The sequence below is a fragment of the Lysobacter sp. KACC 24251 genome (genome assembly GCF_057747755.1).
In genome coordinates, this window is record NZ_CM173222.1 from 1,933,005 (window position 1) to 1,956,242 (window position 23,238).

Sequence of the window (23,238 nt, forward strand, 5' to 3'; positions counted from 1 at the left end):
CGATCAGGCGTATGAGTGTTCGGCGTCGGGGAAGGTGCCGTTGCGCACCGCCTCGGCGAAAGCCTGCATCGCGCCCCGGATGGAGCCGCCCTCGGCCAGGAAATCCTTGACGAAGCGCGGCCGGCGATGGCCGCTGTCCACGCCCAGCAGGTCATGCAGCACCAGCACCTGCCCGTCACAACCCGGGCCCGCACCGATGCCGATGGTCGGGATGGCCAGGTCGGCGGTGATCTGCGCCGCAAGCGCGCTGGGCACGCATTCCAGCACCAGAAGCGCGGCACCCGCGTCGGCCACGGCCCGCGCGTCGTCGCGCAGCTTGGCCGCGGTGGCGTCATCACGTCCCTGCACCTTGTAGCCCCCGAGTCGGAGCACCGACTGCGGGGTCAGCCCCAGGTGTGCGCAGACCGGAATCTCGCGCTCGACCAGGAAGCGGATCACGTCCAGCTTGTGACCCGCGCCTTCGAGCTTGACCATGGCGGCGCCAGACTGCAGCAAGTGCGTTGAAGCATCCAATGCTCGCTCTGGGGTGGCATCGGCCTGGAACGGCAGGTCGGCAACCAGAAGCGCCTTCGACAGACCGCGCTTCACGCAGGCGGTGTGGTAGGCGATGTCTTCGACGCTGACCGGCAGCGTGCTGTCGTGCCCCTGCACCACCATGCCCAGGGAGTCGCCAATCAGCACCAGGTCAATACCGCTCGAATCGAGCGCGCGCGCAAACCCAGCGTCGTAGCAGGTCAACATCACCAGCTTGCGGCCGTCGCGCTTGGCGTCAGCCAGGGCCGGTACGGTCCACGGTTTGTCGTGCGGGGTCGAGGTGTACATGGCGTCAGTCCGGTCCCTGGTGGTCGGAAGCCCGCGTCGCGAACGGATCGCTTTCCCGGGCATGGTTGTCCAGCGCATGGATGTCGTCGGTCACCAGGGCCGCCAGGGCGTGCGCGGCAGGGCCGACTCCCGGAATGATCGCATCCGGCGCCACTTCCACCAATGGCACCAGCGCAAAGGCGCGTTCTGCCAGGCGTGGGTGGGGCACATGCAGGCCGGGCTGGTCGATGGCGGAGTCGCCATACAGCAGCAGGTCCAGATCGAGCGTGCGCGGCCCCCAGCGGTCGCTCCCATCGGCGCTGCGTTGGCGCCCGGCCTCGCGCTCCAACCGCAGCAGCGCTTGCAGCAGTGTCATCGGCGGCAGCGACGTCTGCACCAACGCCGCAGCATTGACGAAATCCGCCTGTCCGGTCACGCCCCAGGCCGGCGTGCGATACAGCCGCGAGCGGCGCAGGACACGGGTGCCGTCCAGCCCGTGGATGGCGTCGAAGGCCGCCCGCAGGATGGCCCCGGCATCACCGATATTGCCGCCCAGGCCAATGACCGCCAGCGCGGGAGCGCTCACTCGCCAGCGGACTCCGGCGTACCGAAGTCGCCGCCGTGGCCGGCAGCCCCGTTGCGACGACGGCGCCGCCGCTTGCGCGGGGCACGACCCTCGCCCTCCGCAGCGGGGGCCTCGGTACTGTCAAGCTGCGCGGCCAACGCATCGCCCGGCTGGGTTTGCGCCTCGCGCCAGAAAGCCACGTCCGCGGCATGCTCGTCCGACGCAGCCATGCGCAGCGCAAGGAAATCGAAAGCGGCGCGGAAACGCGGGTGGGCCAGCAGCCGGAACACACGCTTGCGCTGGCGCTGCGAGAAGCGGGTCTGCAGCAGCCAGATTTCCTGCATCGGCAGCGAGAAGCGGCGGGGCAGCGCGATGGTGTCGAGCTGGTGCACGGTGACACGATCAGCAGCGCGTCGCTGTGCCTCCACCGTGTGCATGCCCTGCGATTGCAGCTGCATCAGCGCCCGGCAATAAGCCGGCCACAGCAGCAGCGCGAACAGGAATGCGGGCGACACCGGCTCGTCGTTGGCGACCCGCTGATCGGTATTGCGCAGACCAGCCAGCACCATGCGACGCAGTGCGCCACTACGATTGGACTTCAGCGCCGCCGCGGTCTCCGGGAACAACCCCGGCAGCAGCCCATGCCGCTCCAGCGCTTCGAAGCTGGCCACGCCCTGCCCCGACAGGAACAGCTTCAGGCACTCCTCGAACAACCGCGCGGGTGCCGACTCCTTGAGCAGGGGCGCCAACACCGGGATGGGCGCCGCGGTGTCGCGCTCGATCTCGAAGCCCAGCTTGGCCGCCAGGCGCACAGCACGCAGCATGCGCACCGGATCCTCGCGATAGCGGGTTTCAGGATCACCGATGAGGCGCAGCACCTTGTTGCGCACATCCTCGAAACCACCGACGTAATCGCGCACCGAGAAATCCTCGATGGCGTAGTACAGCGCGTTGGCCGTGAAGTCGCGGCGGACCGCGTCTTCTTCGATGGTGCCGTATACGTTGTCGCGCAGCAGGCGGCCGCCGTCGTGCACCTCGCGGTCGCCACTGCCGTCATCTGCATTGGAGCGGAACGTGGCCACTTCGATGATTTCGCGGCCAAACACCACGTGCGCCAATCGGAAGCGGCGCCCGATGAGGCGGCAGTTGCGGAACAACTGCTTGACCTGTTCCGGCGTGGCGTCGGTGGCCACGTCGAAGTCCTTGGGGTGCCCCCCAACGAGCAGGTCGCGCACCGCGCCACCCACCAGGTAGGCGCCAAAGCCGGCCTCGCGCAGCCGGTAGAGCACGCGCAGTGCGTTGGGGCTCACGTCCTTGCGCGAGACATTGTGCTGGTCGCGCGGAATGGAGCGCGGCGAAACGGCTGGGGTTTTGTCGGTTGGCTGCATCAAGGGCGGGGATTGCCGCTGGGATAAGGGAATCGCTGACCGGGTGGTGAACGACCCGTTGCCTAAGGCCACGGAGCCGCCTATACTAGCAGGCCACGCTTCGACGTAAGTCCTGGCGTGACTCCAGCTCCCTTCGTCTAGAGGCCTAGGACGTGGCCCTCTCAAGGCTAAAACACGAGTTCGAATCTCGTAGGGAGCGCCAATTCGCGATCTGATCGCACGAAAAGCCCGCGCCGCAAGCGCGGGCTTTTCTTTTTGCAGTTGCAGCACCCCGCGTGCGATGCCAACCGCCCGATCGGTGCACGACTGATATTTGGGTTCAGCCGCACCGAAACGTTAAACTGCGCTCAGCACAAATCCCCACGGAACACCGCAATGCCCTTCGTCGTCACCGAGAACTGCATCAAGTGCAAGTACACCGACTGCGTGGAGGTGTGCCCGGTCGACTGTTTCCACGAAGGCCCCAACTTCCTGGTGATCGATCCGGACGAGTGCATCGACTGCACCCTGTGCGAGCCGGAGTGCCCGGCCAACGCGATCTACCCGGAAGATGACGTGCCCGCCGGACAGGAAGGCTACGTCGCCCTCAACGCCGAACTCGCGAAGGAGTGGCCGGTGCTCAATGCGCGCAAGGATCCGCTGCCCGACGCCGCCGAGTGGGACGGCAAGACGGGCAAGCTGCCACTGCTGGAGCGCTGAGCCACCGCGCCGCGCCAGGTTCCCGGTTGCGAAACAAGAACGGGTGCCCGGAGGCACCCGTTTCTGTTTCCGGCGTAGATACAAGAGCCGAGACGACCCCAAACGGGACCGACCATCCTGGTGCCGGACCGCGCGCCCGACCTAAGTGAGGCGCGCGGATCGCAGTTGCCGCCTCAGCGGCCGCCCAGCGCTTCCTTGAGGCTGGCGACCAGCTTGGCCGGCGCCTCGCCGGTGGCGGGCACGCCGCGCGGGTCCACCGCGGACACGTAGGCGCCCGCCTCCACCGCGGTGACGCGCACCAGGAAGTTGCTGCCGCCGTAATTGACGTCAAACGCGCCGAGCAACTGCGCTCGGCTGGCGATGGTCACGCCTTCCACCTTGGCAAGTGCTTCGCCGACCTTGGTGAACGTATCGTCACGGGTACCGCCCACGGTAAAGCCCGTGGCCGCAACCGCGCTGCCCGCCGGCATGGGCTGAGTGCCAACGGTGCCAGACGCAGTCACCGAGGCACCGCTGGGCGTCGCAACCCCGCGATCCAACTCGGGCGGAACTTCCAGCGGTCGCTTGGCAGCGTCGTCCGCATACAGCTTATTGCTGTCGCGCCACCAGCCGCAGCCACTGCCAGCCACAACGGCAGCCAAGACCACGCTGCCCATCGCCACACGACCGATCGAAACGTTAAAACGCATGTACTACTCCTGCTTTCAGGCCGGGACGGTGTCGCGGCAGGCGGATTCCAGTTCGCGGACGATGCCGGCGACTCGGGTGGCGGTATCGCGATGGGCGCTGGACAGCGCGGTCAGCGGCAAGCGCAGGCCATGGCCAATGCCGGCCATCTCCAGCAGCGCCTTCACCGGAATGGGATTGGGCTCGATGCCGAAGAAATCGTAGGTCGGCGCCAGGCGCGCATCCCACACCTCGGCTTCGGCGGCATGACCGCCGCGGGCCAGGTCGCACAGGCGACGGAACGAGCGTGGCAGCACGTTGGACGCGACCGAGATCACGCCGTCGGCACCCGCCAGCATGGCGCGGCAGGCGGTCGGGTCGTCGCCACTGAGCACGGTGAACGCCTCACCCTTGAAGGCCAGCAGCGCCTCCATGCGTTCGGGCTCGTTGCGCGCTTCCTTGATGCCGATGATCCGCGGGTGCTGGTACAGCTCGGCCACGGTTTCGGGCAACAAGTCACTGCCGGTGCGGCCGGGCACGTTGTACAGCACCACCGGCAGGGCCCCATCTTCGGCGATGGCGCGGTAGTGGGCCACCATGCCGCCCTGCGTGGGGCGCACGTAAGGCGGGGTGACGACCAGCGCAGCATCGGCACCCAGCGCGGCGGCGCGGCGGGTCTGCTCGATGGTCTTGGCGGTATTGGACAAGCCAGTGCCGGCCAGCACCGGGATGCGCCCGCCGACCGCTTCGACCGCGGTGCGCAGCAGGATGTCGAATTCGGCATCGTAAAGGGCATTGGCCTCGCCGGTGGAACCAGCGACGACAATGGCCTGGGTGCCGCCGTGGAGCTGCTGCGCCAACAGGCGGTGCCATGCCTCGAGGTCAAGTTCGCCAGTGACGCCAAACGGCGTGGCCAGCGCGGTGATGCTGCCGGAAAGTCGCAAGGTGAGGCCTTCGCGTGGATCGGGTGGACGCGCACGGGCGCGTGGGTTAGCCCTGCGATGCTAATCGGGATGGGCTGAGCCGTCCATGGCGGTTGCCACGGAAACGTCGGCCGCCGTTCAACCTGCGGGGCCGCGGAGTGCTCGGCTTGCGACCCTCAAGCGCGGGCAAGTATCCTGCTCCACCATATGCGGCGCCCTTCGGGCTGCCGTTCAGCCACCCGAGCCCAAGCTCACCCAGCAGGCGCCGCCTTGACCGATTCCGCCGCCCGGCCGTCGCCGAACGAAAACCACCTCCTGATCAACGCCTACACGACGCATCCGGAGTCGCCGCTGTTGTCAGTGACCCGGCGGATCTCGGACAGTGGCTGCAACCTCGTCGATGCGCGCCTTTCGACCGTCGGCCGCGATGTCTCCGTGACCGCACTGGCCGTCGGCTCGTGGGACTCCGTCGCCAAGCTCGAGGCCATGCTGTCGCGGCTGGAGCGCGAGGAAGGCATCAAGCTGGTGTGGTACCGCACCGGCCCCAAGCAGATTCAGTCCAACCTGCTGCCGTACATCGTCGAGGTGGTGGCGGCGGACAAGCCGGGGATCCTGTTCCAGCTGGCGGACTTCTTCGACCGCCAGGGCATCACGATCGAGAGCCTGCACTGCTCGCGTTACCGCGCGATGCAGACGGGTGCCGACATGTTCTCCGCGCAGGTGACGATCGGCGTCCCGGCGAGCATGCACATCGCCGCGCTGCGCGATGACTTCCTCGAGTTCTGCGACCACCTGAACCTCGACGCCATCATGGACCCGATGAAGTTCTGAGGACGGCCATGCTCGATACCGGCGACCGCATCCCTGACCTGCCCCTTGCGCTGTCCAGCGGCGCGCCTGCCCGCACGGGCGATTACCGGGGCCAGTGGCTGGTGCTCTACTTCTACCCGAAGGACAGCACGCCGGGTTGCACCACCGAGGGCCTCGACTTCAACGCCCTGCTGCCCAAGTTCCAGAAGCTCGGCGCCACCGTGCTGGGCGTCTCGCGTGATTCTCTCAAGTCGCACCAGAACTTCTGCGCCAAACAAGGCTTCAAGTTCGACCTGGTCAGCGACCCGGACGAAGCCGTCTGCAACGCCTTTGGCGTGATCAAGCCCAAGAAGCTCTATGGGCGGGAGTACGTCGGCATCGAACGCAGTACTTTCCTGATCGACCCGAATGGCGTAATAGTGCAGTCATGGCGACCGGTCAAAGTCGCCGGCCATGCCCAGGCCGTCCTGGACGCACTGCAAGGCTCCATGAAGCCGGGCACCAAAACCAAGGGTTCCGCAACGAAGTGACCTCGCCTGTCCACATCAGCCCACCACCCCGCCCCGCGGGCCTGTGGTGGCTTTGTCGTGCGCGCGGACCAGGAGAACGCGCCCGTCCCGAAGTGCACTGCCCTACCTGCAAGACCCCACTGCCATAACGCGACGCTGCCTACCGCGCAGCCGCCCATCGCCACGAGGCCTGGAATGACACGAAGCAAGCGGATCTACGTGCTCGACACCAACGTGCTCATGCATGACCCGACCGCGCTGTTCAAATTTGCCGAGCACGATGTGTTCCTGCCGATGCAGGTCATCGAAGAACTCGACAACGCGAAGAAGGGCAACTCCGAAGCCAGCCGCAACGCCCGCCAGGTCAGCCGCTTCCTCAACGAGGTGATCGAGGCGTCAGGAGCCACCGACATCCACGAAGGCGTGCCTCTGGTGCACCCACAGGGACTGCAGCTGCGTGGCGACCAGAGCACGGGTTGCCTCCTGTTCCAGACCCGTGATTTCGACGCTGGCAAGCGCTTCGGCGCGGTGATTCCCGACAACCACATCCTTGGGTCGATCCTGTCGCTGAAGGAAGGCAACCCCGGCGTGCCGGTGGTGTTCATCTCCAAGGACATCAACCTGCGGATCAAGGCGTCCATCGCGGGCATCGCCAGCGAGGATTACGAGAACGATCGCGCGCTGGACGATTTCAGCCTGCTCTACACCGGCGCCACCGCCCTGCCGGAGGATTTCTGGTCACGCCACGGCAAGGACTTGAAGTCATGGACCGAGAAGGGTCGCACCTACTACGAGATCACGCGCAACCCTGACGACGACTGGTATCCGAACCAGTTCCTGTACCTGCCAGGTGACGGGGAGTCGGAGATGAAAGTCGCCCGCGTCACCGACGCCAAGGTGGTGCTGCAGATCGTCGACGACTTCCGCCACAACCAGCATTCGGTGTGGGGCATCACCGCGCGCAACCGGGAACAGAACTTCGCGCTCAACGCGCTGATGGACCCGGAGATCGACTTCGTCACCCTCCTGGGCACCGCCGGCACCGGCAAGACCCTGCTGGCGCTCGCCGCGGGCCTGGCGCAGACCATGGACCAGCAACGCTACCGCGAAATCATCATGACCCGCGCCACGGTCAGCGTGGGCGAGGACATCGGTTTCCTGCCCGGCACCGAAGAGGAAAAGATGACGCCTTGGATGGGCGCGCTCACCGACAACCTTGAAGTGCTCACCCACAACCAGGATGGCGGCAGCTGGGGCCGGGCAGCCACCAACGACCTGCTCGCCAGCCGCATCAAGATCCGCTCGCTCAACTTCATGCGTGGCCGCACCTTCCTCAGTCGCTGGCTGATCCTGGACGAAGCGCAGAACCTCACGCCCAAGCAGATGAAGACCCTGATCACCCGCGCCGGCCCCGGCACCAAGATCATCTGCCTGGGCAACGTAGAGCAGATCGATACGCCATACCTGACCGAGACCACGTCGGGCCTGACGTATGCGGTCGACCGGTTCAAGCACTGGCCGCACAGCGCGCACATCACCCTGCGTCGTGGCGAGCGCTCACGCTTGGCGGATTACGCCTCGGAAGTGCTCTAGCGGGCCACGCGGAATGGGGATCGAGTTGCCACGCTGGGTGTGGTTGGGCGCCGGCCTTCTGGCCGGCGTCGCGGGCATGGTCAATGTGGTCGGCTACCTCGGATTCGAACACCAGGCGGTGACCCACCTCACCGGCACGACCACCCTGCTCGGCGCCGCGCTCGCGCGCGGGGACCTGCGCGCGGCGATGCACCTGGGCGGCGTTGCCGTGGCCTTCATGGCGGGCGCCGCCCTCAGCGGCATGATCATCCAGGACAGCACGCTGCGGCTGGGGCGACGCTACGGGGTGACGCTGGCGCTCGAATCGGTGCTGCTGCTGGCGGCCATCCCGCTCTTCAAGCAGCAGCAGATCATCGGTGCGCTGCTGGCCGCGATGGCGTGCGGCGTGCAAAACGCAATGGCCACCACCTACAGCGGTGCGGTGATCCGCACCTCCCATCTCAGCGGCATGTTCACCGACCTGGGCATCGGCCTCGGCCACGCGCTGCGCGGGATGCACCTGCAGAGGCGCAGGTTGCTGCTGTGCATCCTGATCATCAGCAGCTTCTTCACCGGCGCGGTGATTGGGGCCCTGCTGTTCACCAGAATGGGCTACGACGCGCTGCTGGTGCCCGCCGCGCTGACCGGCGTGACGGGTCTTGGGTACGTGGCCTACCGCTATCTGTGGGCGCTGCGGGAGCGTGCTTACGACGCGGGCGACTGAGCGCGCCGGCCTGATATTGGCAGTCGAACCGGGCATCATGGGCACCTGCCCCAACGGAGAGACTGCGTGACCGACCCGCGTCCCGCCTGCGCCATGACCATTGCCGGCTCCGATTCCGGCGGAGGCGCAGGCATCCAGGCCGACCTGAAGACCTTCGCGGCGCACCGCGTGCACGGTTTGAGTGCCATCGCCGCACTCACCGCGCAGCACACCCGGGGGGTTACCGCGGTGGAAGTGCCGTCGCTGGGCTTCCTGCGCGCGCAGATTGACGCGTGCTTCGACGATTTCAACGTGCAGGCGGTGAAGCTCGGCATGCTCGCCACCGCCGACGTGATCCACGCCGTGGCTGACGCGCTGGAGCACCACCGTCCGCCTCACCTGGTGCTGGACCCGGTGATGGTCGCCACCTCCGGTGCGCGGCTGTTGCAGCCGGATGCGCTGGATGCCATGCGCCAGCGCCTGCTGCCGTTGGCCAGCGTGATCACGCCGAACCTGCCGGAAGCGTCGCTGCTGCTGGACCAGCCCATCGGGACCATCGAAACCATGCACGCCGCCTGCGCGAAATTTCTCGATGCGGGTGTTCGCGCCGTGCTGCTCAAGGGCGGCCACCTGCCGGTGCAGGCGGCTCCCCACGCCATCATCGACCTGTTGGCCGACGTCCACGGCGTGCATGAGATCCCCCATCCTCGCCTGCAACTGGAGGCCCACGGCACCGGGTGCACGTTGGCTTCGGCCATGGCGGCAGGCCTTTCACTTGGCAAGCCGCTGGCCCTGGCCTGCCGCGAGGCATCCGACTACGTGCATCGCGCGCTGGTTCGGGGTTACCGCCCGGGCAAGGGTGAGGTGATCGTGCTCGACCACTTCGGTGCAGCCGCGGGGTGAGCCCGGTGCTGCCCAGCGCTGCCCCAACTGTCGATGCGCAGGAACTCCCGGTGCAATCCACCGACGGCCATGCGTGGACTCTGCTTGCGCGCGTGCCCGCGAAGCCGGTAGCCACGCTGCTGTGGCTGCCCGCGTTGGGCATTGCCGCCCGTCACTACGTACCGCTGGCCGAGGTGCTGGCGGCACAGGGCATTGCGGTGTTCGTGCACGAATGGCGTGGCCACGGCACCAGTTCGCTGCGCGCCGGCCGCACGCAGGACTGGGGCTACCGCGAACTGCTGGCCCACGACATTCCCGCCAGTGAAGCCGCCATCGTCGTTCGCGTGCCCGGCGTGGAGCGGATCGTGGGCGGGCACAGCCTTGGCGGGCAGCTCGCCTGCTGCTATGCCGGCCTGACCGCGCATCAGGTTCACCGCCTGTGGCTGGTGGCCAGTGGGGCCCCCTATTGGCGCGCCTTCCCTGTGCCCATGCGCTGGTGGCTGCCACTTGCCTATCGATTCCTGCCATGGCTGGCCAACCGTTTCGGCGCCCTGCCCGGGCGGCGCATCGGCTTTGGCGGCAACGAGGCGCGTGGGCTGATTCGTGACTGGGCCCGCAGCGGCCTGTCCGGACGCTATGCGGCCCGGGGGCTGGACGCCGACCTTGAGCAGGCGCTGGCCGCCTCGGCGCTGGAGGTTCACGCCGTGGTCATGGCCCGCGACCCACTGGCGCCACCCTCCTCTCTGGGCTTCCTGCTGTCCAAGCTGGCCGCATCGCACGTGAGCACGGACGTGCTGGACGGCGCCCAACTGGGTGCCACCGCCGACCACTTCCACTGGCTGAAGCGCCCGGAAGCCGTCGTGGCCAGGCTCATGGCCCGCAGCACCGAACGGTGGCGCCACCCAACCCGGGCTGGATGATTCGACAGGGTGCCTGGAGGCACCCCCAACCAACCGGTTTGACCCAAATCAAAGCACCCCGCGTTTCAAGCGCTTAGCGTACGGTCCATGCCCGTGATCCCGCCCTTTGACGCCGACCTCCTGCGCCGCTACGACCGGCCTGGTCCGCGTTATACGTCGTATCCCACCGCCCCGCAGTTCAACGCGAACTTCGGCGAGTCACAACTGCGCGACGCGGCTGCCTTGAGCAACGGGGACCCCATTCCCCGCCGCCTGTCGCTGTACGTGCACGTGCCGTTCTGCATGAGCCCGTGCTTCTACTGCGGTTGCAACCGGATCATCACCCGCGACCTCGCGCGTGGCGCGGCCTATCTGGCCCGCCTGTACCGCGAGATCGAACTGGTGGCCGGGCTGTTCGACCGCGACCGCGAGGTCATCCAACTGCACTTCGGCGGCGGCACCCCCAACTTCCTCTCGCCGGCGCAGCTGCACGAGACCGTGGACGTGCTGCGGAACAACTTCCGCTTCAGCGAAGCGCGCGACCGCGACATCTCCATCGAGCTGGACCCGCGCTTCATCAAGCCCGACGACGTCACCCAGCTCGCGGCGGCTGGGTTCAACCGCGCCAGCCTCGGCGTGCAGGACTTCGACCCCGAGGTGCAGGAAGCGGTGAACCGCATCCAGTCGGTCGAAGAGACCGTCGCCATCATCAACGCCTGCCGCGACCACGGCATGCGCTCGGTCAACGTCGACCTGATCTACGGCCTGCCCAAGCAGAACCTCGCCGGCTTCGAGCGCACGCTGGACACCGTGGTGCAGGCGCGCCCCAGCCGCCTGGCCGTGTACAGCTACGCGCACCTGCCGGAGATGTTCAAGCCGCAGCGCCAGCTCAACGCCGAAGACCTGCCCAGCGCCGAGCTGAAGCTCGACCTGCTGCGCCTGGCGATCGAGAAGCTGACCGCGGCCGGCTACGACTACATCGGCATGGACCACTTCGCCCTGCCCGATGACGAACTGTCGCTGGCGCAGCAGCGTGGCGGCCTGCACCGCAACTTCATGGGCTACACCACCCACGCCGACAGCGACCTGGTGGGCCTGGGCGTCAGCGCCATCAGCCACATCGGCGACAGCTTCAGCCAGAACCCGCGCGACCTGCCGAGCTGGCAGATCGCGCTGGACGAGGGCCGCCTCCCGGTCTGGCGCGGCATGCGCCTGAGCGAGGACGACCTGCTGCGCGCCGACCTGATCCAGTGCCTGATGTGCCAGGGCGAGATCCCGATCACCTCGCTGGAACGCCGCTACGACATCGATTTCCGCGAGTACTTCGCCGACGCCTACGAGCGCCTGCAGCCGCTGGTGGACGATGGCCTGGTGCGGATCGAGGCCCACCGGATCCGTGCCACTCCCTCAGGGCGGCTGCTCTTGCGTATCATTGCCATGTGCTTCGACCGATACCTCCAGCAACCCAGTGCCGCGCCCGCGCGATTCTCGCGCGCCATCTGACCGTGGGAGTTCCGGCTTGAACCGGCCGCCGCGCACCAGTCCGGTGGCCGCCGCGCCAATCTCGGACGACAACGACACCGTCGAGTTCTGCGGCACCTGCGCGTTCTCCAGCGCGTGCATGGCCCAGGGCTACGACAAGGCCGCCCTGCGCGACCTGCACGTGCTGGTGGAGCACGTCGGCCCGTTCCACGCCGGCACCACCCTGTTCCGTGAAGGCGATGCCTTCAATGCCATCGCCGCGGTGCGTGCCGGCACGGTCAAGACCAGCATGGTCGATGGCCACGGCCGCGAGCAGGTGCTGGGCTTTTACCTGCCGGGCGAGGTCATCGGCCTGAACGGCATCCATGACGACCGCTACCCGTGCGACGCAGTGGCGCTGGACACGGTCACCCTGTGCCGGTTCTCGTTCCCGCAGATCGCCCTGCTGGCCACCCGCATGCCGGGCCTGCAGCAGCACCTGTTCAAGCTGCTCTCGGCCGACATCGGCAAGGCGGCGGTGCGCGCCGGCGACTTCAGTGCCGACGAGCGCATGGCCGCTTTCCTGGTGTCCCTGTCGCGACGCTATGCCGCGCGCGGCTACTCGGCCTCGCGCCTGCACCTGCCGATGCCGCGTGCGGACATCGCCAACTACCTCGGCCTGGCCGCGGAAACGGTGAGCCGGGTCCTGCGCCGCTTCCAGCAGGAAAACCTGATCAACGTCGACCGCCGCGAGATGGAAATCCTCGACATGGTGCGGCTGGCGACACTGGCTGCGCCCGTCCTGCGCAGCTAACCTCGGCCCTGGCGCGCTCCGCGGGGTGCGCCCAGGGTCCTTCGAACTGCCAACTGCTTCCATCGCACGCTCGCGTGTGATGGGGCACGCGCGCATGCCTACGCCCCCGAATTGGTCTGAAACTAGTCCGGATTGATCTAGGTCAGTGCCGTGGGAGGCCCCCAAGCCGACCATGGCGCCACTTCGCAAAGGAGTTGTTTCATGGATACCACCCGTAAGTTATGGCTGGGGCTGGCGGCGCTGTTGCTCGCCAGTTTCGGCGTGCTGCTCTACATGGGCAGCGACATCCACCAGAAGGCACCCCCGATGCCGGACAAGGTGGTCACCGAAAGCGGCCAGACCTTGTTCACCAAGGCCGACTTCGAACGTGGCCGCCAGGTCTGGCAGACCACCGGCGGCCAGCAGCTGGGCTCCATCTGGGGTCACGGCGCCCTGGTCGCCCCGGACTGGTCGGCCGACTGGCTGCACCGCGAAGCGGTGGCCATGCTGGAACTGCGCTCCCGCGCCGAGACCGGCCTGCCCTACGCCAACCTGGACGAGGCCGACCAGGCCCGCATCCAGGCGCTGGTCAAGCCGGAACTGCGCAAGAACACGCATGACCCGGCGACCAACACCATCACGGTGAGCGACCAGCGCGCCCAGGCCATCGCCACGGTGGCCGCGCACTACAGCAGCGTGTTCTCGAACGATCCGGCCACCGCCGATCTTCGCGAAACCTACGCGATGAAGAACAACACGGTGCCCGACCAGGAGAGCCGCGAGAAGCTCGCCGCGTTCTTCTGGTGGACCTCGTGGGCCGCGGTAACCAACCGTCCGGATGACGTGAAGTCGTACACGGCCAACTGGCCGTACGATCCGCTGGTGGGCAACACGGCCACGCCCAGCTCGTTCATGTGGACGGTGTTCAGCGTGCTGTTCATGATCGCGGGCATCGGTCTGCTGGCCTGGCACTACGCCTCCTGGCACAGCAAGGAAGAGCATGCGGTCCCGCCGGCCCAGGACCCGCTGAAGGGCCTGAAGATCACCCCGTCGATGAAGGCCACCGCCAAGTACTTCTGGGTGGTGATCGCGCTGTTCCTGGTGCAGATCCTGCTGGGTGCCACCACGGCGCACTACCAGGTGGAAGGCCAGGAAGCCTACGGCTTCGCCATCGCCGAGATCCTGCCCTACTCGCTGACCCGCAGCTGGCACACGCAGCTGGCCGTGCTGTGGATCGCCACCGCGTGGCTGGGCACCGGCCTGTACATCGCCCCGGCGATCTCCGGGCATGAGCCGAAGTTCCAGCGCTTTGGCGTCAACTTCCTGTTCACCTGCTTGATCGTCATCGTCGTCGGCGCCTTCGCGGGCCAGTGGTTCGCGGTGATGCAGAAGATGGGCATCCAGTACAACTTCTGGTTTGGCCACCAGGGTTGGGAATACACCGACATCGGCCGCTTCTGGCAGATCTTCCTGTTCATCGGCCTGCTGCTGTGGCTGGTGCTGATGGGCCGCGCCCTGTGGCCGGCACTGAAGCGCAAGGACGAGATGTCGTCGATCGTGGGCCTGCTGTTCATGTCGGTGGTGGCCATCGGCCTGCTGTACGGCGCCGGCCTGATGTGGCGCGAACACACCCACATCTCGCTGGTCACCTACTGGCGCTGGTGGGTGGTGCACCTGTGGGTGGAAGGCTTCTTCGAAGTGTTCGCCACCGCGGTCATCAGCTTCCTGTTCGTCAAGCTGGGCCTGATCCGCGGCAAGACCGCCACGATCAACGTGCTGTTCGCCACCATCGTGTACATGGCTGGCGGCGTGCTGGGCATGTTCCACCACCTGTACTTCGCCGGCACGACCACTGCGGTCGTGGCGCTGGGCGCCAGCTTCTCGGCGCTGGAAGTGGTGCCGCTGGCCCTGATCGGCATGGAGGCGTTCGAGACCTGGCGCCACAGCCGCTCGACCCCGTGGATGGAGCGTTACCGCTGGCCGATCATGTTCTTCCTGGCGGTGAGCTTCTGGAACCTCGTGGGTGCGGGCCTGTTCGGCTTCCTCATCAACACCCCGCTGGCGCTGTACTACATGCAGGGCCTGAACCTGACGGCGCTGCACGGCCACACCGCGCTGTTCGGCGTGTACGGCATGCTCGGCATCGGCCTGATGCTGTTCTGCCTGCGTGGCCTGAAGCCGGAGTCGCTGTGGAGCGAAAGCCTGCTGCGCAGTTCCTTCTGGACGTTCAACATCGGCCTGAGCCTGATGGCCCTGCTGACGCTGCTGCCGCTGGGCGTGCTGCAGCTGCAGGCGGTGCTGGAGAATGGCTACTGGTATGCGCGCTCGGCCGACTTTATGGGCAAGCCGATCGTCGACATGCTGGTGTGGATGCGCGTGCCGGGCGACACGATCTTCGCGGTCGGCGCTGGCCTGATGGCGTGGTTCGTGTTCCGGCAGTGGGTGCTGCCGCAGCGTGAGAAGGCGGGTGCGGCCATTGCGGCTCGCGAAGCTGCCTGATTCAACGATTCAGGAGTGGTAGGGAAACGGGGCCTTTGGGCCCCGTTTCTTTTTGGGCGGTTGGTGCGGTTTGAGTGAGGGGGACGGAGGCGGGGCGCGCGGGGCATTGCTTCGGCGCTCCGTCGCGGCATCCTGCCGCGAGTCGCGCCGCCGGCCATCCATGGCCGGCTTCTACGCAATACCCCACGCGCCCCGCCTCCTCACCCAGCGTTATCTGCGATCGGTAGAAGCAAGGGCCTTGCCTTGGTGGTTAGCGCCGTACTCGCCGAAGCGCAGGTAGAGGGCGGGGAGAACCAGCATGTTGAGGACGGTGGAACTGAGCAGCCCGGCGAGGATGACGATGGCCATGGGGGCCTGGATCTCGCTGCCGGGTTGGCCAGCGGACAAGGCGAGCGGGACCAGGGCCAGGGCCGTCGCGAGGGCGGTCATGGCGATGGGGACGAGGCGTTCTTCGGCGCCTCGTCGCACGCGGGCCACGGGGTCGGTGACGCCCTCCTCGCGGGCAAGGTGGTGGATGTGCGAGATCAGCATCACGCCGTTGCGCGTCGCGATGCCGAACAGGGTGATGAAGCCGATGATCGACGCCACGGTCAGCACGCCGTTGGAGAGCCACACGCCCGCGACGCCGCCCAGCAGCGCAAGGGGCAGGTTGAGCATCACCAGCAGGGCGTCGCGCGTGCTGGAGAAAGCGAGGTACAGCAGCAGGAAGATGCCCACCACCACGACCGCGCCGAGCAGCAACAGCGTGCGCGAAGCGGCGGCCGCGCTTTCGAACTGGCCGCCGTATTCCACGTGGTAACCCGCGGGCAGCGGCACGTTGCGCTCGATGCGGGCGCGGGCGTCGTCCACCACGCCGGACAGGTCGCGCCCGGCGACGTTGGCCATCACCACGATGCGGCGCTGCACGTTCTCGCGGCCAATCTGGTTGGGGCCACGGTTGCGCTCCACCCTGGCCAGCGCCGACAGCGGCACGTTGGCGCCCTCCGGGGTGGCGATCGGCAGCGCCTTCATGGTCTCGACGCTGGCGCGCGCGCTGTCGGGCAGGCACACCACCAGGTCGACGTTGGCATCACCCTCCAGCACTCGGGAGACGGTGCTGCCGAAGAACGCGGTCTCGATAACGTGGCTGGCTTCGCGCACTGTCAGCCCGTAGCGCGCAAGCGCCTGCCGGTCGAAGTCCACGGTCACGAACGGCAACTCGGACTGCTGTTCCAGGTTGACGTCCACCGCGCCGGGCACGGCCTTGACCTGGTCCTCGATCTGCTGGCCCAACCGACGCAGCTCGTACAGGTCCTTGCCGAACAGCTTGATGGCGATGTTGGCGCGGGTGCCCGAGAGCATGTGGTCGATGCGGTGCGAGATCGGCTGGCCGATCACCACCTGTGCGCCGGAAATGCCGGAGAACTCGCCCCGCAGGTGCGCCAGCAGCTCCTCCTTGCTTCGATCGCCCATCTTCAGCGTCACCTCGATTTCGGACGCGTAGATCTCCTGCGCATGCGGGTCGAGTTCGGCGCGGCCGGTGCGACGGCCGGTAGCGACCACCTCCGGTTGGGCCAGCAGGATCTTCTCCACGCGCCCGGCCAAGGCGTCGGACTGCGGCAGCGACGTGCCCGGCAGCGTGGTCACGTTGACGGTGAGGCTGCCCTCGTTGAAGTCCGGCAGGAACGCGCGGCCCGCCGCCAGCAGCGCGACCAGCGTCAGCACCGTACCCACCACCGACACGATCGCGATCGCGCGCCAGCGCGGCAGGCTGGCCTCGAACATGGGCTGGTACTTCGCCTTCATCCACTGCGACAGGCGTGGCTCACGCGTCTCGCGCATGATCCGCGAACGCGGCAGCAAAAGGCTGGACAGCACCGGCGTCACGGTCACCGCCACCGCCAGCGAAGCGAGCAGCGACACCACATAGGCGAAGCCCAACGGCTGCATCAGCCGCCCTTCCACCCCGGTCAGGAAGAAGATCGGCAGGAACACCAGCACGATGATGATGGTGGCAAACACCACCGAGCCCTGGATCTCGCGGGTGGCCGCGAACACCACCTGCATCACGCCCCGCTGCTCGGTCTCGGCCAGCGACGCGTTCTCGCGCAGGCGGCGCACGATGTTCTCCACCACGATGATGGCGTCATCCACCAGCGCGCCCAGCGCGATGGCCATGCCGCCCAGGGTCATCGTGTTGATGCCGATGCCAGCCGCCTTCATCGCCAGGATGGCCGCCACCAGCGACAACGGAATCGCCAGCAGGGTGATGCCGGTGGCGCGCGCGCTGAGCAGGAACGCGAAGACGATCGCGATGACCAGCACCATGCCCTCGACGATGGCCTTGCCGAGGTTGCCGATGCCCACTTCGATGAAGTCGGACTGGCGGAAGAGGTTGGCACTGACCTTCATTCCTTCCGGCAGCGAGGCCTGGATATCGCCCAGCACGCGGTCGATGTCCTGTGTCAGTGCCAGCGTGTTGGCGCCGGGTTGCTTCTGGATGCCGACGACCACCGCGGGCCGGCCGTTGAACGCCGCGGTGCCACGCGTCGGCGCGGCGCCCACGCGCACCTCGGCCACGTCGCGCACCAGCACCGGGCGTTCACCGCGCTGGGCGACGAACACTTCGCCCACCTCGGCCGCCTCACGCACCCGACCTCGGCCGTGGATCAGGAACTCCTGGCCGTTCTCCACGTAGAAGCCGGCCGAGGTGTTCTCGTTGCTCTGCCCCACCGCTTCCATGACCTGGTCGAGGGTCACGCCGAACGTGGCCAAGCGCAGCGGGTCCACCACCACCTGGAACTGGCGCGTCTCGCCGCCATTGGGGATGACCTCGGCCACGCCCGGCACCGCCAGCAAGCGCCGGCGCAGCACCCAGTCGGCGGTGGTCTTCAACTCCATCGGTGTGTGCCGGTCGGAGTGCAGGGCGATGAACATGATCTCGCCCATGATCGAGGTGATCGGCGCCAACGTGGGTTCGGGCAAGTCCGGCGGCAGTTGCCCGCGCACCGTCGCCAGCCGTTCGGCCACGATCTGGCGCGCTTGGTACACATCCGTGCCCCAGTCGAACTCCACCGTCACCACGCCGATGCCGATGCTGCTGTTGGAGCGCACGCGGCGCACGCCGGGCGCGCCGTTGAGCGCGGTTTCCAGCGGGAACGCGATCAGCGTCTCCACTTCCTCCGGTGCCATGCCGTGCGCCTCGGCCACGACCGTCACCGACGGCGCGGTCAAGTCGGGGAACACGTCCACCGGCATGCGCCGGGCCTCATACGCGCCCCAGCCCAGCAGCAACAAGGCGCCGAACAGCACGAACACGCGGTTGCGCAGCGACCACTCGATCAGTTTCGCGATCATTCCAGCGCCCTCAGTGCGCGTGGCCGTGGCCCATGGCCTCGGGTGTCGCCGCCGCCAGCCGGACCTGCATCGCACCGCGGCTGACCACGCGGTCACCGGCCTTCACGCCTTCCAGCACTTCGTAGCGGTCGCCGTCGCGCAGCCCCAGCCGCACCGGCACGCGCGAGAACGACTCGCCACCGCGCATCACGTACACCACGCGCTGCCCGCCGTCGTCGATGACGGCGCTCGCGGGCACGCTCAGCGCCGAGCGCGTACTACCCGTGAACACACGCGCCTGCACAGCCTGGTTCAGCGCGATGCGCGGATCCGGGTTGGACAACGCGAAGATCACCGGCACGCTGCGGCTCTCGGGGTCGATCATCCCACCCACGCCTACCAGGCGGCCGTTGACGCCGGCGCGGATTTCGACCGGCGCATCCAAGCCGGGCACGTCGAAGGCCACGGCATCGGGGCGCTCGAGTCGCGCCGCATCGACCTCGGCGACGTTGGCCTGCAGCCACAGCTCGCGTCGGTCAACGATGTGGAATAGCGCGTCTCCCTCCTCCACCGCCGCGCCGTTGGCCACCTTCACCAATGCGAGCGTGCCGCTGGCCGGTGCCTTCAATGCGATGCCGCTGCTGCCATCGCCCAGCTGCGACAAGCGCTGCCGCGCCGCGCGCAGTTCCGCCGCCGCGACCTGTTGGGTGGCACGTGCCTCCTGCAAACGACGCAGCGAAACCGCTTCCTGCGCGTGGAGACGTTGCATGCGCGCGGCCTCGGCATCGGCCAGCGTGGCCTGGCTGCTCGCGCTGGACAACGCCGCCTGCAAGGACGCCACGTCGGCGTCGCCCCCCAGGCGCGGCACCAGCATCGCCAGCGTCTGACCACGCGCCACGCGCATGCCCAGCGACGGGAACGCTCCTGCCGCACGCAGCGTGCCGGACGCGGGCGCCACCACCTCGGCAGCGCCGTTGCCTGACGCCTGCACCGTGGCCGGCGCGCTCACCGACTCGCGCAGTTCGCGCGGCTGCACCGCTTCCACCGCGAAATCGGTGGTCCACTGCTGCTCCTTCAGGAAGCCGATCTCGCCTTCCTGCATGCCGGGCGCGTGACCGGCCTTCAGCGCGGCGGCGGCATCGGCATGCACCACCACCTCGCCCAGGTCATGGCGCGATTGCAGACCCGGTGCCGCCAGCACCAGGGTCAGGTTGCGACGGCCACTGGCACGCGGCACCACGGTCGGCGCGAAGATGCCGGGCGCGCGCGGCGCGGAAATGCGGAAACGCTCGGTGGGCGCGCCGCCGCCGGTGAGGATCACGTCCACCTTGCCCTCGGTGACCGGCTTGTAGTCCGACAAGCGGGTGAAGTGCGCGGCGAAGGTGGACTTGCCGCCGGCCACCAGCGGCGCGAACTCGACGAACAGTTCCGCCTGCGGGCCCGCGTGGGTGTACACCTGCGGCTCCGGCGCGGCCGGCGCAGTCGTCGCATCGCGCTGGCAAGCACCCAGCGTCAGCACCACCAGGCCAGTGGCCAGCAGCACGCGCAACCGCACGCGGAAGGAGGAAGGGTTCATCGAAAGGGACATGCGGCGCATGGCTGTACCGGGAGAAGAAAGGGGGCGGACCCGCCCGTGCCGGGCGGGACCTTCAAGCGGACTCAGTGGGTGTGCTCGCCTTCGCCTTCGGCGTGGCTGTGGTCGTCCTGGGACTTGGCGTCGGCGTGCTCCACACCTTCCGGGTGGCTGCCGTCCGCGTTGTGCGCGTGGTCGTCAGTGTGTCCGGCGGGCGTTTCGGCCTCGATGGCCACCGGCGCTTCGTCGCCGTACACGGCTTCGGTCTGCGCGGCGGCATCGGCGGGCGCGGCGGCTTCGGTCTTGGGCGGCTCGGCAGTGGCGGCGGTCGGGGCCGGGTCGTTGCAGGCGGCCAGCAGCAGGGTGGCGGCCAGGGCAGCGGTCAGGGTGTGCAGCTTCATGGTTGGGTTCCTTCGAAGGATGGTTCGGATTGGGAAGGGGTCACTGGCGCCAGAAGCTCCAGCTCCAGTTGCGCGTCCAGCGCGCGGGCCTGCTGCTGCAGCGCCTGGTCGATGACGTCCGCCTCGGCGGCATAGGCATCGAGCAGACCGACCAGATCCAACTCGCCTTCGGCGTAGCTGGCGCGGGCGATGGCGGTGAGGTGCTCGGCCTCGGGCACGGCGGTATCGAGCAGGCTGCGCGCAGAGGCCGACAGACGCGTGGCCTGCTCGACGGCTGCCGCGCGCCGCGCACGTGTTTCCAGCAGCACGCGCTGGTAGTCGGCGTCGGCCTGGCGGGCTTCGGCGGCAGTGCGCGCCCGCTCCGCCTGGTTGCGGTCAAACAGCGGCAACGGCACGCCGACCTGCAGCAGCAGCGCCTCGTCGCGCACGCCACCGTGTTCGGTGCGCTTGGTGCCCACGCCCACTTCCACCGGCAGCGCGAAGCGGCGTTCGGCACGGGCCTGGGCTTCGGCGTGGTCGCGGCGCGCGCGCAGTGCATCAAGTTCGGCGCTGCGGGCCTCGTCCTGCACGCTCGGCAACACCGGCCGCGGCAGCTGCGGATCCAGTTCGGCGGTCAGCGCGGTTTCGCCCACGCGCCCGGCCAGGCGTGCACGCGCGGCCTGTGCGTCTGCCGCGGCCTCGGCGGCGCGTGCCTGCGCCTGCGCGTGGGCCTGCGCGATGCGGCGGCTCTCGTAACCGGACAGGTCTCCCGCCGCGCGCCGCTGGCCTGCGGTGGTGGCTAATGCCTCCAGGCCTTGGGCCATCCGTTGTTGCGAGCGTCCCCGCCGCTCGGCAGCGACCGCCGCGTAGTACTCGCGCAGCACGTCAGCGCGCAACCGGGCGCGCTCCTGGTCCGCCGCCACTTCGGCCGCTATCACCCCCTGCTCGGCGGCATCGCGGCGCAGACCGCGGCGCCCTCCCAGTTCCAATGGTTGCGACAGCAGCACGCTGGTTTCGCGAGCGGGTGCGCCAGCCGCACTGTCCTCCCGCTCCTGCTCCAGCTCGAGCGTGGGGTTCTCCCACGTGCGCGCGGCCAGCACGTCGCTGCGGGCTCGCTCCACGCCGGCCTCGAGCCCGGCGCGCACATGGGGTTGGGACGCAGCCAGCCTGACCGCTTCGTCGGCGGTCAGACGGGTCTGGGCAGGGCTGGACAGCGCCCAGCAAGCCAAGGACAGCGCCAGCAGGCACCGCCCCTTGCAACGATGTAGAGACAACACGGAATGACCTCCGTCCGGAGCCGATGAACACACACGACGACGCAGCCGCAGGGCGGCTGCAGGACAGCGTCAGGCGATCGGTGGACGGAACGGCAGGTGGGGCGCGGCGACCGGCAGGTCGTCAACGGCCCCCAGGACGAGAGGCGGCGAGGCCAGGATGCGCGCCGGCACCCGGACCACGGAATCCGGCAAAGCCACCGCCAAGCCCGCATCCAGGTGCATCAGCACGTGCGTGCCTTTCACATGGTCGGGGTCGGGCGTCTGGTCGTCGTGCCCGTGGTCGGCATCGTCGGCATGGGCATGGCCGTGATCGGGCGCCAGGTCGGCCATGGCCGCATGTTCGGCGCCGTGCAGCTTGCTGACCGCGCCCAGCATCGGCTGCACCGCCATGCCCAGTGCCAGCAGCACGAGCAGTGTGGTTCTGAACAGACCGAGGTGGCGGAGACGGCGGAGCATGCGGGCGTCAGGGTACAGCGCGGGTTCTGCCGCCTGCAATCCGGCGGCCGTTGGTTCCGTCGTCCGGGGCGTGCGCTCCATCGTTGCCGTAGTGGAACGATCCGATTGAATTTGACCGACTACCACCACCGCCGTCGTCAACTAAAGTAACTCCATCGGACTCCAGTCCGCCCCACACAGGAGCACCCCATGAAGAAGGTCCTCGGCACCCGCAGCGCCCCCGCCCGCCACTGGGTTGGCGACGGCTTCCCGGTGCACGGCCTGTTCGGCTACACGGGAAGTGACGTGTCCGAGCGCAGCCCCTTCCTGATGCTGGACTATGCCGCCCCCACGGTGTTCGAGCCGACCACCCAGCGGCGCGGCGTGGGCCAGCATCCGCACCGCGGCTTCGAGACCGTCACGATTGTCTATGCCGGCGAAGTGGAACACCGCGACTCCACCGGCAAGGGCGGCGTCATCGGCGCCGGCGACGTGCAGTGGATGACCGCCGGCAGCGGCATCCTGCACGAGGAGTTCCACTCCACCGGTTACGCCAGGAGCGGCGGCCCGTTCGAAATGGTGCAGCTCTGGGTCAACCTGCCGGCCAAGGACAAGATGGCCGCGCCGGGTTACCAGGCGATCACCGCCGACACCATCCCCGAAGTGGCGCTGGCGGGTGATGCGGGCCGCGTGCGTGTAATCGCCGGCGCGTACGACGGCGCGAAGGGCCCGGCCAACACGTTCACCCCGATGAACGTGTGGGACGTGCGGCTCAACGCCGGCAAGACGATCGAGCTGCCGCAGCCCGAGGGCTGGACCGTGCAGGTGGTGGTGCTGGCCGGCACCGTGCAGGTCAACGGCGTGGCCGTGCTGCGCGAAACCCAGATGGTGACGTTGGCCACCGACGGCACCGGCGTGAGCATCGAGGCCAACAGCGACGCCAAGCTGTTGCTGCTGGCGGGCGAGCCGATCGACGAGCCGGTGGTGGGTTACGGCCCGTTCGTGATGAACAGCCAGCAGGAGATCATCCAGGCCATCGCCGATTTAAACGGCGGCAAGTTTGGACGGATGCCGGGCTGACCGCACCT

The 23,238-nt window shown here is 68.1% G+C and carries 21 protein-coding genes and 1 tRNA gene; 12 read left to right on the forward strand and 10 right to left on the reverse strand.

The window, feature by feature from the left end; translation table 11 throughout:
* Window positions 1–3: 3 nt before the first annotated feature.
* The 3 genes from panB to pcnB are packed head-to-tail and all read right to left on the reverse strand — an operon-like array spanning window position 4 to window position 2,754.
* Window positions 4–822, reverse strand: a complete 819-nt coding sequence (gene panB, locus AC3ARF_RS09010; RefSeq protein WP_498927171.1) for a 3-methyl-2-oxobutanoate hydroxymethyltransferase — start codon at window positions 820–822, stop codon at window positions 4–6.
* A 4-nt stretch (window positions 823–826) separates the two neighbouring features.
* Window positions 827–1,387, reverse strand: a complete 561-nt coding sequence (gene folK / locus AC3ARF_RS09015; RefSeq protein ID WP_498927172.1) for a 2-amino-4-hydroxy-6-hydroxymethyldihydropteridine diphosphokinase — start codon at window positions 1,385–1,387, stop codon at window positions 827–829.
* Window positions 1,384–2,754: a polynucleotide adenylyltransferase PcnB gene (gene pcnB / locus AC3ARF_RS09020; protein WP_498927174.1), complete on the reverse strand. Its 1,371-nt coding sequence runs from the start codon at window positions 2,752–2,754 to the stop codon at window positions 1,384–1,386. The genes folK and pcnB overlap by 4 nt, the downstream gene beginning before the upstream one ends.
* A 126-nt stretch (window positions 2,755–2,880) precedes the next feature.
* Between pcnB and AC3ARF_RS09025 the strand changes: the two genes are divergently transcribed.
* A tRNA-Glu gene (locus AC3ARF_RS09025) sits at window positions 2,881–2,956 on the forward strand.
* 173 nt (window positions 2,957–3,129) lie between these two features.
* The gene (fdxA, locus tag AC3ARF_RS09030; RefSeq protein ID WP_498927176.1) at window positions 3,130–3,453 is read left to right on the forward strand and encodes a ferredoxin FdxA; all 324 of its coding nucleotides are present in this window, start codon (window positions 3,130–3,132) and stop codon (window positions 3,451–3,453) included.
* Window positions 3,454–3,626: 173 nt separating this feature from the next.
* Here the strand turns inward: fdxA and AC3ARF_RS09035 are convergent, their stop codons facing one another.
* Window positions 3,627–4,142 (reverse strand): hypothetical protein, encoded by a 516-nt coding sequence (locus AC3ARF_RS09035; RefSeq protein ID WP_498927178.1) that lies wholly within the window; start codon window positions 4,140–4,142, stop codon window positions 3,627–3,629.
* A gap of 15 nt (window positions 4,143–4,157) precedes the next feature.
* Window positions 4,158–5,063, reverse strand: coding sequence for a 4-hydroxy-tetrahydrodipicolinate synthase (gene dapA, locus AC3ARF_RS09040; RefSeq protein ID WP_498927180.1), 906 nt, complete (start codon window positions 5,061–5,063; stop codon window positions 4,158–4,160).
* A gap of 186 nt (window positions 5,064–5,249) precedes the next feature.
* Between dapA and AC3ARF_RS09045 the strand changes: the two genes are divergently transcribed.
* From AC3ARF_RS09045 to AC3ARF_RS09085, 9 genes are all read left to right on the forward strand, one after another.
* On the forward strand, window positions 5,250–5,873 hold the full coding sequence (locus tag AC3ARF_RS09045) for a glycine cleavage system transcriptional repressor (RefSeq protein ID WP_498927182.1): 624 nt from the start codon (window positions 5,250–5,252) through the stop codon (window positions 5,871–5,873).
* A gap of 8 nt (window positions 5,874–5,881) precedes the next feature.
* Window positions 5,882–6,382, forward strand: coding sequence for a peroxiredoxin (locus tag AC3ARF_RS09050; RefSeq protein WP_498927183.1), 501 nt, complete (start codon window positions 5,882–5,884; stop codon window positions 6,380–6,382).
* A 174-nt stretch (window positions 6,383–6,556) separates the two neighbouring features.
* Window positions 6,557–7,954, forward strand: coding sequence for a PhoH family protein (locus AC3ARF_RS09055; protein WP_498927184.1), 1,398 nt, complete (start codon window positions 6,557–6,559; stop codon window positions 7,952–7,954).
* 13 nt (window positions 7,955–7,967) lie between these two features.
* A complete protein-coding gene (locus tag AC3ARF_RS09060) occupies window positions 7,968–8,657 on the forward strand; it encodes a YoaK family protein (RefSeq protein ID WP_498927186.1) in 690 nt (229 codons plus the stop codon).
* Between the two features lie 66 nt (window positions 8,658–8,723).
* Complete coding sequence (gene thiD, locus AC3ARF_RS09065; RefSeq protein WP_498927188.1) at window positions 8,724–9,539, forward strand: bifunctional hydroxymethylpyrimidine kinase/phosphomethylpyrimidine kinase; 816 nt, start codon at window positions 8,724–8,726, stop codon at window positions 9,537–9,539.
* 50 nt (window positions 9,540–9,589) lie between these two features.
* On the forward strand, window positions 9,590–10,438 hold the full coding sequence (locus tag AC3ARF_RS09070; protein WP_498927190.1) for an alpha/beta hydrolase family protein: 849 nt from the start codon (window positions 9,590–9,592) through the stop codon (window positions 10,436–10,438).
* 87 nt (window positions 10,439–10,525) lie between these two features.
* A complete protein-coding gene (gene hemN / locus AC3ARF_RS09075) occupies window positions 10,526–11,920 on the forward strand; it encodes an oxygen-independent coproporphyrinogen III oxidase (RefSeq protein WP_498927192.1) in 1,395 nt (464 codons plus the stop codon).
* Window positions 11,921–11,936: 16 nt separating this feature from the next.
* A complete protein-coding gene (locus tag AC3ARF_RS09080) occupies window positions 11,937–12,692 on the forward strand; it encodes a helix-turn-helix domain-containing protein (RefSeq protein ID WP_498927194.1) in 756 nt (251 codons plus the stop codon).
* 201 nt (window positions 12,693–12,893) lie between these two features.
* Window positions 12,894–15,170, forward strand: a complete 2,277-nt coding sequence (locus tag AC3ARF_RS09085) for a nitric-oxide reductase large subunit (protein WP_498927196.1) — start codon at window positions 12,894–12,896, stop codon at window positions 15,168–15,170.
* Window positions 15,171–15,380: 210 nt separating this feature from the next.
* Here AC3ARF_RS09085 and AC3ARF_RS09090 read toward each other — a convergent pair whose 3' ends face one another.
* From AC3ARF_RS09090 to AC3ARF_RS09110, 5 genes are all read right to left on the reverse strand, one after another.
* Complete coding sequence (locus tag AC3ARF_RS09090) at window positions 15,381–18,506, reverse strand: efflux RND transporter permease subunit (RefSeq protein ID WP_498927198.1); 3,126 nt, start codon at window positions 18,504–18,506, stop codon at window positions 15,381–15,383.
* Window positions 18,507–18,516: 10 nt separating this feature from the next.
* A complete protein-coding gene (locus tag AC3ARF_RS09095; RefSeq protein WP_498927200.1) occupies window positions 18,517–20,061 on the reverse strand; it encodes an efflux RND transporter periplasmic adaptor subunit in 1,545 nt (514 codons plus the stop codon).
* A gap of 83 nt (window positions 20,062–20,144) precedes the next feature.
* On the reverse strand, window positions 20,145–20,459 hold the full coding sequence (locus tag AC3ARF_RS09100) for a hypothetical protein (protein ID WP_498927201.1): 315 nt from the start codon (window positions 20,457–20,459) through the stop codon (window positions 20,145–20,147).
* On the reverse strand, window positions 20,456–21,715 hold the full coding sequence (locus AC3ARF_RS09105) for a TolC family protein (protein ID WP_498927203.1): 1,260 nt from the start codon (window positions 21,713–21,715) through the stop codon (window positions 20,456–20,458). The genes AC3ARF_RS09100 and AC3ARF_RS09105 overlap by 4 nt, the downstream gene beginning before the upstream one ends.
* A 69-nt stretch (window positions 21,716–21,784) precedes the next feature.
* Window positions 21,785–22,171, reverse strand: a complete 387-nt coding sequence (locus tag AC3ARF_RS09110) for a hypothetical protein (RefSeq protein WP_498927205.1) — start codon at window positions 22,169–22,171, stop codon at window positions 21,785–21,787.
* A gap of 189 nt (window positions 22,172–22,360) precedes the next feature.
* Here AC3ARF_RS09110 and AC3ARF_RS09115 point away from each other — a divergent pair, with 189 nt between their 5' ends.
* Window positions 22,361–23,230, forward strand: a complete 870-nt coding sequence (locus AC3ARF_RS09115; protein ID WP_498927207.1) for a pirin family protein — start codon at window positions 22,361–22,363, stop codon at window positions 23,228–23,230.
* Window positions 23,231–23,238 lie beyond the last annotated feature (8 nt).